At 45.2% G+C, this 14435-nt stretch carries 12 protein-coding genes; 6 read left to right on the top strand and 6 right to left on the bottom strand.

Translation table 11 applies throughout. The features are described from left to right. The first annotated feature begins 334 nt into the window (after nt 1-334). Nucleotides 335-745, top strand: a complete 411-nt coding sequence (locus QZW82_RS04935; protein WP_293145691.1) for a pre-16S rRNA-processing nuclease YqgF — start codon at nt 335-337, stop codon at nt 743-745. A gap of 126 nt (nt 746-871) precedes the next feature. On the opposite strand, the gene QZW82_RS04930 is transcribed toward QZW82_RS04935, so the two are convergent. The 3 genes from QZW82_RS04930 to QZW82_RS04920 all read right to left on the bottom strand — a co-directional run bounded on the left by QZW82_RS04930 (nt 872) and on the right by QZW82_RS04920 (nt 4214). Next, a complete protein-coding gene (locus QZW82_RS04930) occupies nt 872-1471 on the bottom strand; it encodes a hypothetical protein (RefSeq protein ID WP_293145460.1) in 600 nt (199 codons plus the stop codon). A gap of 71 nt (nt 1472-1542) precedes the next feature. Further along, nucleotides 1543-2529 (bottom strand): Rpn family recombination-promoting nuclease/putative transposase, encoded by a 987-nt coding sequence (locus tag QZW82_RS04925; protein WP_293145457.1) that lies wholly within the window; start codon nt 2527-2529, stop codon nt 1543-1545. Between the two features lie 104 nt (nt 2530-2633). Next, nucleotides 2634-4214, bottom strand: coding sequence for a photosystem II high light acclimation radical SAM protein (locus QZW82_RS04920; RefSeq protein ID WP_293145688.1), 1581 nt, complete (start codon nt 4212-4214; stop codon nt 2634-2636). 375 nt (nt 4215-4589) lie between these two features. Between QZW82_RS04920 and QZW82_RS04915 the strand changes: the two genes are divergently transcribed. Then, nucleotides 4590-4979 (top strand): DUF1830 domain-containing protein, encoded by a 390-nt coding sequence (locus QZW82_RS04915; RefSeq protein ID WP_293145454.1) that lies wholly within the window; start codon nt 4590-4592, stop codon nt 4977-4979. Nucleotides 4980-5333: 354 nt separating this feature from the next. Then, nucleotides 5334-5918, top strand: a complete 585-nt coding sequence (locus QZW82_RS04910; RefSeq protein ID WP_293145451.1) for a hypothetical protein — start codon at nt 5334-5336, stop codon at nt 5916-5918. A gap of 187 nt (nt 5919-6105) precedes the next feature. Here the strand turns inward: QZW82_RS04910 and QZW82_RS04905 are convergent, their stop codons facing one another. Then, entirely contained in the window at nt 6106-6753 is a 648-nt protein-coding gene (locus QZW82_RS04905; RefSeq protein ID WP_293145448.1) for a calcium-binding protein, read from the bottom strand. Nucleotides 6754-7257: 504 nt separating this feature from the next. On the opposite strand from QZW82_RS04905, the gene QZW82_RS04900 reads away from it, so the two are divergent. From QZW82_RS04900 to QZW82_RS04890, 3 genes are all read left to right on the top strand, one after another. Then, nucleotides 7258-8181: a BTAD domain-containing putative transcriptional regulator gene (locus QZW82_RS04900; RefSeq protein WP_293145445.1), complete on the top strand. Its 924-nt coding sequence runs from the start codon at nt 7258-7260 to the stop codon at nt 8179-8181. 142 nt (nt 8182-8323) lie between these two features. After that, nucleotides 8324-8635 carry a hypothetical protein gene (locus QZW82_RS04895; protein WP_293145442.1) on the top strand — a complete coding sequence of 104 codons (312 nt, stop codon included), beginning with the start codon at nt 8324-8326 and terminating at the stop codon, nt 8633-8635. Continuing rightward, nucleotides 8632-9060: a type II toxin-antitoxin system VapC family toxin gene (locus tag QZW82_RS04890; RefSeq protein WP_293145439.1), complete on the top strand. Its 429-nt coding sequence runs from the start codon at nt 8632-8634 to the stop codon at nt 9058-9060. Before QZW82_RS04895 ends, QZW82_RS04890 begins: the two co-directional genes overlap by 4 nt. A 74-nt stretch (nt 9061-9134) precedes the next feature. Here the strand turns inward: QZW82_RS04890 and QZW82_RS04885 are convergent, their stop codons facing one another. Both QZW82_RS04885 and QZW82_RS04880 read right to left on the bottom strand, forming a co-directional pair. Next, on the bottom strand, nt 9135-12812 hold the full coding sequence (locus QZW82_RS04885) for an NB-ARC domain-containing protein (RefSeq protein WP_293145436.1): 3678 nt from the start codon (nt 12810-12812) through the stop codon (nt 9135-9137). Between the two features lie 449 nt (nt 12813-13261). Continuing rightward, nucleotides 13262-14338: a DUF3474 domain-containing protein gene (locus QZW82_RS04880; protein ID WP_293145433.1), complete on the bottom strand. Its 1077-nt coding sequence runs from the start codon at nt 14336-14338 to the stop codon at nt 13262-13264. Nucleotides 14339-14435 lie beyond the last annotated feature (97 nt).

Genomic DNA, 14435 nt, shown 5'->3' with positions numbered 1-14435 from the left:
AAATCAAAACTGGGAAGCAAATATTGTGGCAAAAACCTGGTTTCTGATTTGTGCGCGGGGGTCAAAGAAACTGGGTTTTTTCGATAAATTAAAACGGGGAAGCAAAGATTGTGGCAAAAACCTGGTTTCTGATTTTAGGCTTTATATGGCCGCACGGATTCCTATGATGATATAGTATGTCAATCCTGCAAAAAAGTCAAGCAAAATAAGTGCGATCGCCCGCCAAGATTTTGAGACAGTCAAGAATGCAAGTATCAGATTAGATATAGGTTGGCGATTGAGTTTGTCGGCGCTCGATCGCAACTACAAACTTATTAACACAGGACTCATAAATATGATTTTAGGTTTCGATCCGGGGAAAGACAAGTGCGGCATCGCCGTGATGGGTAGAGATAAGAACATCTCCTACCATCAAGTAGTGCTGTCCGACGAAGCAATATCTACCATTCAATCACTGTGCAAACAGTTTCCCATTGAGTTATTAGTCATGGGAGACCAAACAACTTCTAAAAGTTGGAAACAAAAACTCAGTCAGAGTTTGTCGCCCTTTATAAAAATTGTGCAGATTGACGAGAGATTCAGCAGTCTAGAAGCGAAGGATCGTTACTGGGAAATGTACCCTGCGACGGGACTTTCTCGCTTGATTCCCCAGGGAATGCGGACTCCGCCGCGGCCTGTAGATGATATAGTGGCGATCGTCCTAATTGAAAGATATTTGAACAAACAGTTGACAGTTGATAGTTGACAGTTGACAGGTAGGGGCGGTGTCCCCGTGCCCGCCCTCTTAGTTGACAGCGAGGTTTTCAAGCAAGTTCTAAAAACTTTGGGTTTCGTGCGAAATCCTATTTTTTAGTGCATAAGTGAAATCTACCTAAGTCTGTTGAACCATCCACACCAAGAATCCTAAAATGGTTTCCACGGGAAGCAGCGGATAATCGGTAAGGTCGATCGCCACAGTCGTTCCTGAAAGCTTCAGAAAACGCCATTGAGTGCCGCTGCTGATACAACCGTAGATAGTTGCGATCGGGTGTTCTGCTGCTTCGTTAAAGCGCTGTGCTGCTACCATTTCAGCAATACATTGACCGATCCCTTCGTTCAAATCGGCTTTTTTTGCTTCCACAACTACGATCGCGGGCGCTTCTACGGTAAGCTGTTCGGGCGATCGGCTAATTAAAAAATCGACGTATCCGGTGAGATCGCAACTGGGGTCAACATTGAATTCCCGTCCCGAAAATAAACTGATTTGGCGGTTCATCAAGCGGCGGACTTCTTGCAAAACTGGGTAGACAAGGGCTTCCGATCTCGCTTTTTCTGAACCAACTGCGATCGTCCAAGGCAAATCTTCTAATTCGCTAGTCAATCTCGGACTGGGATTAATTGATTCTACCTCAGGAAAAAACCGAGTTTCCTCCACGATAGTTAACTGAAAGTCTTTTTTAGCTTTAGTAATTGTGAATTGACTGTAAGGCATAATGTGCGATCGCTGTTTATGAAATTGAAAATGCTATAGACAAGATACGCAAGGCGCACTCTGATTTTTTACTATCGATCGCCCATTTCCTGCAACCAACTCACCAAATCGTCCGCGCTATTAAAATCAAGCACAGCTTCTGTCAAACTATCGATTCGCTCGCTAGATAACTGTGCAATTCTAGATTTAATTGACTCATCCAAAGTTCCCAGCTTTCGTTCCAGCAAACGAATCGTACTATTAATTTGACGCTGCAAAGCCTGCTGCAAAGCCTGCTGCAAACCCTGCTGCAAACCCTGCTGCAAACCCTGCTGCAAACCCTGCTGCAAACCCATTTCTAATCCTGTTTCTAACATTTCTTCCCTCGACCTTTGCTGATCTTGCAGATAAAACACCTGTGCTTCCAATTGATCTAATTCTTTGCGGCTGAGGTTGACAGTATTAGCAATACCAAAAGCTTGCTGAATCGGTGCAGTTGTTTCCAGCGATTCTGGAACCATTTCCAAATTTGGTGCTTCTCGGATAAAATAAATCCACTTGTCAGCTAGAGATTCTAACTCATCAACAGACTTATTAAATTTTGGTAATTCCACAAAAATTAGCGTCATTGTCGGACAGATATAATCAAAATGTTCCTCTTCTTCTCTAAAAGAAAAACGCGAAATAATTTTATTGGTGTTTTCAAACAAAATAAAATCCGTAATTGTGATGGCAATTACTGGGTCTAAACTGAAGTAGCCTTTGCCCCGCGTGAGTTGATTTCCGTAAGCTTTCGCTGCATTGTAGGCAATCCTTTTTTCAAAGGCTTTAACATTCAAAACTTGCATTTCGATAATCACGATCGTCCCGTTATCTAGGGTTGCTTTGACATCTAAATACGAGTCTTTAGATCCCACAACTTCTCCGGCTTGATACGGATCGAGAATTCGTAGATCTTGAATCGTGGGATTCCCTTGATAAATCAGGGCATTTAAAAAACTGATGAGAATCGGCTTGCTTGATTCGGAAGCAAAGATTCTTTTAAATGCAAAATCTGTCCTGGGGTCGATAAATGTCATGGCTTTTAACTCCGATTTATAATTATTTTTAAGTTTGTAGTAAGGACTTTAGTTTTTTCATTCTTAATTTTTAAGGACTGAAGTCCTTACTACAAACCAGGAATTCAACGAACAGCAGTTAACTGTTTGTCTTTGATTTCAACAGGTGCAGTCAAAGCTTCTTCCAAATCCGCACAGCCCAACTTTTCCTCCAAAATTGCCATCACTTCGCGGCCGAAATCATTGGAATTTCGCTGCCAAGCTTCTAAACAAATTTGTCCGAAAAACGAACCCAAAGGTTCCGGATTCCACAGCAATTTGCGCGCTGTCCAAGGCATCAAACTCATCGGATCGTAACCGGGTTGGAGAATATCCTTTTTAAAGGCGTATTCTTCTAAAATTGTGTGCGGCTGTAACCCGATGAAGAAAATCGCTGGTTCTACTTTATCGACTCCGAAAATCCGCTCTAATTCCCGGTGATAGGCAATAGTTTGGCGGATGGTTTCAAGGGTTTCGTCAATGACGTTGAATGAATAATTTACTGAAACTACATCGTTGTAACCGGCGGCTTTTAAATCGCGGCAATTTTCCAAAACTACTCGCAAGTTGTAGCCCATCCGCATTTTGCGAACCAGTTCCTGGGAACCGCTGGTGATGCCGATTTCAAAGTAATTCATTCCCGTTTTTACCATCAAATCGCACAATTCGGGTGTGAGATTGTCCGCACGGATGTAAGCAGCCCAGTGGATGTCTGTCATCCCGTCGGCGATGATTTTTTGCAATAATTCGATCGCATCATCGATGAATTTGCGCGCCGGGATAAATTGCGCGTCGGTAAACCAGAAATTGCGGATACCTCGATCGTACAATTGGCGCATCTCCGCCACCACCTCATCCGCCGGATTGATCCGCACTTGCTTCCCTTCAATCACCGTATAGATGCAGTAACAGCAATTGTGAGGACAGCCGCGCTTGGTTTGGACTCCCAGGTAGAAGTCCATATCCTGTAGATAATAGGAAAATTCTGGCCAAATGCTCTCAATGTAGTTATAGTTGCAGGCAGTTTTCTCGATGTTGGCTGGCTTTTCGTGAATTAGTCGATCGCGCGGCACCGTTTCTCCTACCACATAACACCTTTCCTGCGCCAAATCTTCGCCCTTAATCAACTTCTCCAGCAAAGCTTCACCTTCGCCCACCGAAACCACAGTCCCGGCCGGCAAGCTGCGGCCCAACTGCTCGTAAAACACGCTCACAGCACCGCCACCGACGACTGCGCGCGCTTCCGGATGGTATTTCCGGGCCCGCTTCAATCCGCGCTTAATCAGTCCCAGATTGCGCCAGAGTTCGGTGTAGTAGGAGGTGGCTAAACGCAATCCTCCGAGAGCTCCGCGAAACTTGGTTAGGGGATTTTTGGCGTAGTAAAACTCGAAGGCATTTTGCAGCGGATTTCCGCCTCTACCGCCGACGGGCGCGTAAATTTGAATGTCCCGCCAAGAAAAAACTAACAGCGTTGGCCCAAACTGATCTACGATCGCATCCAAACCTTTAGCGTAATCCAGCGGGGGCACCGCGCCTAAGTCGAAAATCCGCTGTTGGACATCGGGAAACAGCTTGTGCACGTGATCCGAAAGGTACACAACTCCGATCGGGAATATCGGATTGCAAGGGAGGCGAACGTACAAAACTCGGTTTTCTCGGCTTTCCATGATTGTCATATCCTAATGTGGAGCTTTTTTAACTATGTTTATATTCTTTTAATATAACTTTACATTCAATCTAATTTTCGCAATTTAATATTAAATATTTTTAAATTTTGCTAAGAGGCTTAAGGGTGAGCTGGTGGGTGTCGATGGGCGATCGCAGCAGAAAAAAGTTAATTTTTGAGCAAATACAGCGTATTTTGAGCTAAAATCGCAGGAAAAAGTCAAAAATCTGGTATTTTTTTTTGTAAAGACAAGTATGAGGTGCGATCGGTCTCTCATCTGTTATTCAGTTGGTAGTCGGCTTTACAGTAGGCCGGGATCGCAAGATGTTAGCCTGAGAAGATAACTAAAACTTTTAGGCAAAGCCCCTCAGCATTTATGGCTCAAATTCTTGACCCAGTACCCTCAGACGCCGACAGCAAAATTCTCTGCTGCTACGTCAACGCCACGAGTCAAATTCAGATTGCTCGCATCTGCAACATTCCTAACTGGTATTTTGAACGAGTGGTGTTTCCCGGACAGCGTTTAGTCTTTGAAGCGATGCGGGCCGCAGCATTGGAAATTCACACCGGGATGATGGCCAGTGCAATTTTGTCGGATAAAATTCCTTGCGATCGCTTGCAGATTAACGAAGGCCCGTATTCTGCAATCAATCCTAACAGATCGCGAGGTGGTGGTAAGGGCGATCGCACCATGATGGCCGGCCGCCCCAAATCCCGAGAAATCTCAGAACCTTTGACAGTACCCGCATTAACAGCCGTTGATTAATATAAGTTGTGAGTTTTGAGTTATAAATTGTCAGTTAATTGATAACTGGGTACTCAAGATTCCAACTCTTGCAAAGCGGTAAAAACTCAACAGTTAAGAATCAAAGTTTCTGAATAGAATTTTAGCTCGACACTCAACACTGCAAATACAGTCATGTTTTGCATATTTGCCTGAGTTTGGTTCACCAGCCTAACAGTTGTGCGAAAATAGCATTAAACAGCTTATCAAATTTCACCGAATAGCAGGTTTGAAGCCCTTACTCAGGTCGGCAGATTCTGATAAGAACGGAGTTTAAATCTCCATTCTTATCACTTCGCTGTCAACTGTCAACTGTCAACTGTCAACTGTTTACCCATGTCAGCAGAACCGATCGCACTTTCGCCATCTTCCCCCCCAGTATTTGAGCCGGCAGTATTCCGGCTTTCTCCGCTGATTAGAATCACGCTGTTGAGTTTGTACTTCGCCCTGAGTATTCCGTTGCCGTTTTTGTCGGAAGTAACGAAAGCACCCGTTCCGCCCGCTGCACTCTGGGCGGCAATTGCGATCGGCGCAGCGGGCCTTTACGGCGTGCTCAGCGAACGGGTAATCCTCAGCGAGGAGGCGATTGAAGTTACCTATCCGAAATGGTTTCCGCGCGTGTTTCGCAGGGGTTGGAATCTTCCTTGGACTGAGGTGAAGGCTCTTAAACCTCGATCGACCGGTCAAGGAGGGCTTGTTTATTATTTTTTGAGTCATGCGGGTGAAGGTTATTTGCTACCGATGCGAGTGGCTGGATTTGCTAAATTAGTGCGTTTAGTGCAAGCAAAAACAGGCATTGATACTAGAGATGTTCGCCCTTTGTCTCAGCCTTGGATGTATCTTATTTTACTTTTATGTACGCTGTTGTTGCTGTTGGTGGATGCGTGGACGATCGCAACTGCTATTAGCTTAAAAAGTTAAGAATTTCAAGTAATAATTGGTAATTGGTAATCGGCAATTGGTAATCGGTCAATCCTGGACGCAACTATCAAAGAAATAGGGGCAACCACGAGTGGATTGCCCCTACAAAACGCTATATGTTGGTGTGTTATATGGCGTCATGCACCCTGCATGACTCGATTATGGATGCTTTATTTCGAGCAGATTCCTAAACGCTAAAGAACGAGGAATTAGGCACATTGATCGTGTCTTGAATAACAGCAATCCGGTTTCCGTTTAACAGAATCTCCGTGTCAAATGCGCTGCCCCCCAGTTGAAGATCGCGATCCTTCCTTACCGTGTATTGAGACAGACTGCCCTTAATCTGAATCTTGTCGCCCTCGCCCGGCGCAAAACCTCGGATCAGCGCGAATTGGCTGGATGCAGTGTAGAAGGCAGTGGAGAAATTGCCAAGCACATAGGTATCTGCACCACCTCCACCTAAAAGATCGTCAACTTGAGCACCAGATTGATTGCCGAAGCCATTCAAGATGTCATCGCCCAATCCCCCCGTGAGGAAATCTGAGCCCGCCTCACCATTCAAGACATCGTTGCCTTGGCCACCACTCAACACATCGTTGCCAGTACCACCGAAAAGTACGTCATTGCCACCATTACCCTGGACGTTATCATTTCCGTTTCCAGCAAAGATTGTGTCGTTACCATCGCTCGGCAGGGCTGCACCACCGTTATCACCAAAGATGCGATCGTCTCCGTCAAGACCTTGAATGAAATCGTTTCCTCCAAGTCCCCTGATTGTATCAGCTTGTAAAGAGCCGATCAGATTGTTGTTGCCGTTAGTACCTGTAATATCCATGTTGGGTTTCCTGTTTCTTGTTAATCCAGTGATGTGTAGACCCTAACAAGGCATCGTCTACGCACCGTCCACAGCAGCGTGAATCGATCGTGAATTGGTAAAAATTTCTGGCTTTACTGTTTTAGCTACCCTTGCCAAACTCAGCAATTTTATAAACATCATCTTTTTCATCAGTACCTCTGTGGGTACTTTGTATGCTCCTGAATGAATACATACGACTTTTTATGACTTTTTCTGGCTGGCATTGTCAGTGCATTCGTTTAACTTGGGTTTATCAGGTCAAATAAACCCGCTGATACTAATACTATTTTCTAAAACTCATGCAACAGTAAAAAAAGTAGGTTGATTGCCTGAAATCAAGCCAAGGATGCAGAGTGTAGCAAGAATTTTAAAATTGGCATCCCCAGCAAAGATAACTGACTCAAACGCACAATTTAAGTTCGGAAAAGTGACCCAAATCACACACTATTCACTCAATTAAGTTTTTGTAAGAGGCACAATATTATGACTCGATTAGCGTTAGCATTGCTCGGACAGATGCAAGTAATGGTGAACGGGCAGCCAATCCTGAATTTCCCCTATGAGAAAGTGCGGGCGCTGTTTGCTTATTTAGCGATCGAATCAAGCTATCCCCATCACCGCGATTCTCTGGCTGCGCTGTTGTGGTCAGATCGGTGCGAGTCAAACGCTCGCAGCAATCTTCGCAAAGCCTTATGCACGCTGCGTCATCTGCTAGGAGATTCGACGGTTCACTCACCGCTATTTCTCACCACGCGCAATACGATTCAGTTTAATCCTGCGGGCGAGCATACGTCTGATGTCGCTATATTGACTCAATTGCACGCGCGGCGAAGCTATCCCGCTCTTAATCGAGCAAGCGAACATTCCCATGCCGGTGGTGAACTCGATCGAGAATGCGTGTCTGATTTAGAACAAGCAGTTGGTTTGTACCGGGGAGCATTTCTCGATCGAATTCAACTTCCAGATAGCGAAGCCTTTGAAGCATGGGTGATGCTGAATCGCCAACGCTTCCACGAATTTGTGGTCAACGCCTGTATGGCACTTGTCACACACTACGAACACCAGCATAACTATCAAAAAGCACAACATTACGCTCAACGGCAGCTTGAACTAGAACCCTGGAATGAATCAGCCCATCAATGTTTGATGCGGATTTTGGCACAGTGCGGGCGGCGCACGGCTGCTTTGAAGCAGTACGATCGCTGCTGTCAGATTCTAGAACAAGAATTAGCCACCGAACCAGAACCCGCAACGATCGCATTATGGGAAGCGATTCGATCGGGTACATTTCCCGATCGGGCGAGTGCAGATTGCGATCGGGTGAAGCTACTATCTATGTCTGCGGTTTCTGTGCGATCGATTCGAGAACCCTTAGCGGTAGTGGGACAGTGCGGACGGCCGACATGATATAACTTTGGATATGGGAATGTGCGATCGCCACAGATCAATTAGACGATCCCTGAAACTAAGTGCTTGACACTCCCACGCCTAAAGGCAGTGGGCTTTCAAGTTCCCATTGGTTATTTGTAATAAGGCAAGGAGATTGACAATGCAGTATCAGGTCTTTGTTCAAAACCCGTCAGAACAGCGCTTTGTGGCATCGGTTGTGGGACTGCCAAGCGTCATGGTTGAGGGTGAAACTGAAAAAGAAGCGATCGCGAAGGTTAAAACTGCCCTAGAGTTGCAGTTGGCGATGGGTAAGTTTGTGACGATCGAAATTAGTTCTCAACAATCCAACCCTGAAACTGACCCTTGGCTCAAACACCTGGGCATATTTGCCAACGATCCAACATTTGAAGATTTTTTAGAAGAAGTGGCAGCATACCGTCAACAAGTGGATGCTCAAGAGACCCAACCATGACCCTTTATGTAATGGATACGGATCATCTGAGCCTATACGAACGGGGGCATCCAACGATCGGAAATCGTATTCTATCAGCCAGACAAAATTCCTTCCATGACCTCGCAATCACCGTAATTAGTGTGGAGGAGCAATTTGGGGGACGGTTGGCTCAAATTCGCAAAGCAACGACTCCTCAAACGGTTATCTCAGCTTATGAACGCCTCAAAGCAACGTTTGTTTTGTTCTCTGATTTAGATATTTTGGATTATTGTTCTAGAGCTGACGAGCTTTTCCGAGAATTTAGAAAAGCTGGAATTCGTATCGGAACGCAAGATTTGAGAATCGCCTCTATCACCCTTGCTCGCGATGGAATTCTTCTCACAAGGAACTTGCGCGATTTTGAGAAAGTTTCAGGGCTTTCAATTCAAGATTGGTCAACTTAGCTGATTTCCTCTTTCCTCTTCTCCTAATTTCTGACCTAATTGCTCAACTCCACCAAATTAACGACACGATCTGACTAATAACTATTACCAGTCTCCACTGCTCCGAGCGCCTTGAGTGTTGATTTTTGAGCGTCGGTTATACCCGTGACACCAGCAATATTCATGCCTTCATACAGCCTGGGCGATCGCATATTTCCAACAGATTCTCCCGTCTCCATTTCCCACAGATTAATAGCTCCATTGGCGCTGCCGCTGGCTGTGGTTTTACCATCGGGAGAAATTGCGATCGCCCAAACTTCAGATGTATAGTTCTGGATGGTTTTGACGCATTCCCCCGAGCAAACATCCCACAACTTAATTGTTTTATCGTGACTGCCGCTGACCAAAATTCGCCCATCTAAACTAAACCGCACGCACCAAACTAAAGCTGCGTGACCTTGCAAGGTTTTCAGACATTCTCCCGACTCAACTTCCCACAGTTTTATCGTTTTATCGTCACCGCTACTTGCCAGAATCTTTCCATCTGGGCTAAAAGCAACCGAAAACAGCAAACTGGTATGACCTGAAAGGGTTTTGAAACATTCCCCAGAACCCACATCCCACAATCTCACCAGTCTATCATCGCTGCCACTGGCTAAAATTGTGCCATCTGGACTGAAAGCAACTGACCAAGCACGACAATTATCTGACAAAATTTGGCAGCATTCACCAGTCTGAACGTTCCACAATCGGAGAGTATGAGCATTATCGCTACTTGCCAATGTGCGACCGTCTGGACTGAAACTAATGGCAAACACGACATTCGGAATGCTTGTACTTCCCTGCATTACCCGCAGCAATTGACCTGTAGCGACATCCCACAAGCGGATAATGCCACGATTACTGCTGCTAGCAAGCATTTGACCATCTGGACTGAAGGCAACCCACCAAACCCAATTTGTATGTCCTTGCAGTGTTTTGCTGCACTCACCAGATGGGACATCCCATAATTTGAGCGTTGTGTCATCGCTACCGCTGGCTAATAACTGCCCGTTTGGACTAAAGGCAAGCGATTTAATCCCTGCACTGTAGCCGTGCAGCGTCCTGAATGATTCTCCTGTTTCCCGATTCCAGAGGGTGACGGTGCAATCTAAGCTACCACTTGCCAGAGTATGACCTTGCGGGTGAAATGCGATCGACCAAATCCAACCGCAGTGTTTCTGCATAATTTTGAAACACAGTCCAGTTGCAACATCCCAGAGTCGAACTGTGCAATCATAACTCGCACTGGCGATCGCGCAACCATCGGGACTAAATGCGACTCCTGCAACAGGATCGGTATGTCCCCGCAGAATCTTTAAACATTCTCCTGTAGAAATCTCCCACAAACGAACAGTACCATCCCAACTGCCGCTGACCAAAGTTTGACCATTTGGACTAAAAGCGATCGACCGAATGATGTGTGTATGCCCTTGCAATGTGTTAATAATTTCCCCTGTTTCAAGCAGCCACAATTTTATAGTTTTGTCGTAACTACAAGTTACTAAAAGTTGACCGTCGAGACTAAAAATCACCGAAGTTACAAAACTCGTATGTCCCTGAAGCGTCTTTAAACATTCACCAGTTGCCACATCCCACAACTTAATTGTGCAGTCCCAACTCCCACTAGCTAAGGTTCGACCGTCGGGACTAAATACAACAGAATCCGCCCATCCGGTATGCTCTGTTAATGTTTGAATACACTCACCAGTAGCCAAATCCCATAACTTGACGGTATGGTCAAAAGAGGCACTTGCTAAAGTTTGATTGTTGGGACTGAAAGCAACACGAGCAATCCAACTGGTGTGTCCTTCACAGGTGAGAAAATCTCGATAATCTTGGGTTCGGCAAACTCGAATCTTACCATCCGCATTGCCGACTGCCAAAAATTTACCATCGGAGCTAAAGGCAACAGATACAGCCCCATTTGAATTGCTGGTAAAAACGGATTTAGATAGATCGGAATTGGCAAAGTTCACTCGATGCAAGTTTGTACCAATCAGATAAGCTTGCCAGATACTCAAGTACGAGAAATCATAGTCGCTTAAATTTATTTTCAATTGAAGTAACAGGTTAATCAAGTTGCCACCCGCATAGCCCGCTGAGTTGGGAAATTGCGATCGCATCTGAAACAAAACCTGATTTAGTTGATATTCAACCTCTTTCTTAGAGCGGTATTCGCCGATTAGTCGTTCGGCAAGCGGTGCTAAAATTAAGCGAGTTTGGCTTTCTCTGACGTAATCTTTAGCCTCGGCTTTAATCAGGGCGTGGGTTATGAATAAATCTAGATTCTGCGACTGAATTTCCCGCTCGAATCGCTCGATCAACTGTTCGGTAACGTACTCCATTACCACAGGTTGCAAGGTGAATTGTCCGGCATTTTTTTCGATCAGCGATCGCCCTCTGAGAGATAACAGAGCATCCAGCAGTTTAGATTGTGAAGGGAGAGAAACAAAATCCGCCCGTAACTCGGCAAGCGTTATCCATTCTCGATCGATCGCCAGCCAGTACACGATCTGCTTTTCCAAGTCGGACAAACGACGAAATTGCCCGTCGAGCAGAATATTGATATCTCCAAACGCGATCGCTCCATGCTCCAAAAAGTTGGTAATATTGCCATCAAATAAATCTCGCACGGTTGTGGAGACAATTTTGAGCGCTAGGGGATTTCCGCAATAATGTTGAGTTAAATTTACCCAATCTGTTTCTGTTGTGGAAAAACACCCATTGCCTTGTAAAATATCTTGCACTTCCTCGGAACTTAAGCCGATTAAGGGTAAGGTTCGCACAGGTGAATTTTCGCCTTCCAACGGCATCAAATTTGTGGGTTTTTCCCGACTTGTTAGTAGCAGACAACTGGAATGGCCTTCGCTTCCCACTCGTGTCAGAAGTTCCCCATATCCCTCGTAACCTTCTCGATATTGTTCTACTATACCTGTGGAAAAACTCTGGTTTGGCAGGCATCCAGCCTGTCTTTGTGCTTCTGGGCTGGATAAATTTGCGGGGGAATTGGCGCCATCGTTACTGCTGAGAATTGCCTCCAGATTATCGAGGATTAAAAGACAGCGCGAGGCACGCAAATATCCCATTACTTGAGAAATTTGAGCCGACAGCGATGTCGGGAGTGCAGTTTCTTGCTGCCCAGAAAGGATTTGAATCAAATTTAACAATACATCTTCAATTGGTGGCGCGTTGCGTAAGGATTGCCAGATCAGGAAGTCAAAGTTATTTTGAAGTGCGATCGCGATTTTTGCAGCCAGTGACGTTTTGCCAATTCCACCCATTCCAATCAAGGCAACCAAACGGCAGGAGTCGCTCACAATCCATTGTTGCAGTCGCCCTAATTCCTGATTTCGTCCGTAGAATGCGGAGACATCAACGATTTCTCCCCAGTGGCGGTGTGTAGAAAATTCTTGTTGTTGAATTTGCTGTTGCAGCGGCTGTATTTTTTGTATCTCTGTGCTGGAGGATTCTACGGATACCTGACGCGATCGCCGCCCTATTACTGCTTGAAGATTGCTTTTAGTAACCTTTTCTCCAAGTGCTTGACTGAGTAGTTGCCATAACTTGTAACCCACATCTTTTATATAACTAGCATCATAGCCAGCGCTACCGGCAATATCTAAATAAGATAGCCCTTCCCAAGATTGGCGAAATACGATCTCTTGGATGTTGCTCAGAGAAGTTGGCGCGATCGCACTATCTAAAATTTTCAGTGCTTCTTCCACAGTCATGGCTTTACAGCACTCCTAAATTAGTCTTCTGATATCTTGCTTTTCTTATTTTACGTGAGATGAGTTTTCCAGCCCATCTCACAAGAAAAATTAACCTCTTGCAGGTAAGTATCTCGCCTGCCTAGTCTGTGGATGCAAAATCTGAGTCCTCTTACTTTAACAAGATTTTTCTAGGTTTTTACACAAATAGCGCTCTCAGCATTTATTAATTTTGATTAAGGTTCGTAGTGTGGACTTTAGTCCGCAGTATATTGCGGACTAAAGTCCACACTACGAACGGTTTTTATGATGGTAATCGACCAGACGTGATATGAATAGATTAATAAGTTGCTCCAAATATGGTAGCCGAAATGCGAAAGGCAATACATAAATTCCGATAATATAAAAAACCCGGTTTTCTTGAAAAACCGGGTTTTTAACTCGAAATAATTTTAAGTTAACCTGCTAACTTAATTCGATTTCCGAGAGTTAGGCGATTCGTAGTAAACTCCAGAACCTGTATCGGAAACAAAGTGACAATCCCAGTAAGAGCGAATAAAGCTCTTCCAAATTGGATCGCTTGATTTGCGATAATAATCGCCCAACAGTGGCTTGATGGCTTCTGTGGCTTCCTTCAAGTGATAGTGCGGCATTGTCGAGAAAATGTGGTGGGCGACGTGGGTGCCGATGTCGTGATGGATGGAATTGATGATTCCATAATCGCGATCGATCGTAGATAGCGCACCTTTGAGGAAATACCAGTCATCTCCGCGATACCAGGGAATATCGGCTTCTGTGTGGTGCAGGAATGTTACCAAATCCAGCCACATTACGAAGATTACGTAGGGAACTAGGTAGAACTTCAGTAAAAACAGCCAACCAAATTGATAGGTTAACGCGCCTAAAAAGGCTACCATCAATACCAAGGATGCGGAACTCGTCAATACGTCCGCTTTTTCGGAAGGACGGAAAATCGGGCTACCGGGCATGAAGTGAGAACCTACCCGATCGGGCGATCGCCGAAACAGATAAATTGGATAGGCAAATAACATCAAATAAAAGCGTCCTAGCTTCTCGTACCAGGGCATTTGATTGTATTTGCTCTCCGACACTGGATACCAGCTTTCATCGTTGTCCAAGCTGCCTGTATTGGCGTGGTGGGTTCTGTGGCTGATCCGCCAACCGTGGAATGGTACGAGAATGGGTGCGTGGGAAAGGTGTCCGATCAGGTTGTTGAGCCATTTGCTCTTAGAAAATGAACCGTGCCCGCAGTCGTGCCCGACTACAAACAATGCCCAAAACATGGTTCCCTGCATGAACCAGAAGATTGGATAAAACAACCAGGAATCTAGGCTGTAGGCGATCGCGTATAAACCTGCGATAATTCCAAGATCCAAAAAGAAATAAGCTAGAGATCTCCAAGCCGAGGGTTCAAAACAATGGGCTGGAATGGCTGCTTTGACATCTTGAAGAGTAAAAGGTAACTCTTTTGTACGAGAGGATGAGCTTGTATTGCTCGGCTGATTGAGAACAGTATCTAATTGCACGAAGTTTCCGATTTAAGCTGACTTGAGAAACCGCATTCCGCCTTTTAACTTTCACTTTCAGCCCGCAAGGAGCCATATTTTTTACTCTGCAAGGGTT

Origin of the sequence: Microcoleus sp. bin48.metabat.b7b8b9.023 (assembly GCF_013299185.1) — a bacterium.
In the GTDB taxonomy this organism is placed as follows: Bacteria; Cyanobacteriota; Cyanobacteriia; order Cyanobacteriales; family Microcoleaceae; genus Microcoleus.
The sequence above is the reverse complement of the archived record's forward strand: the minus strand, read 5'-3'. Positions and strand labels throughout refer to the sequence as shown.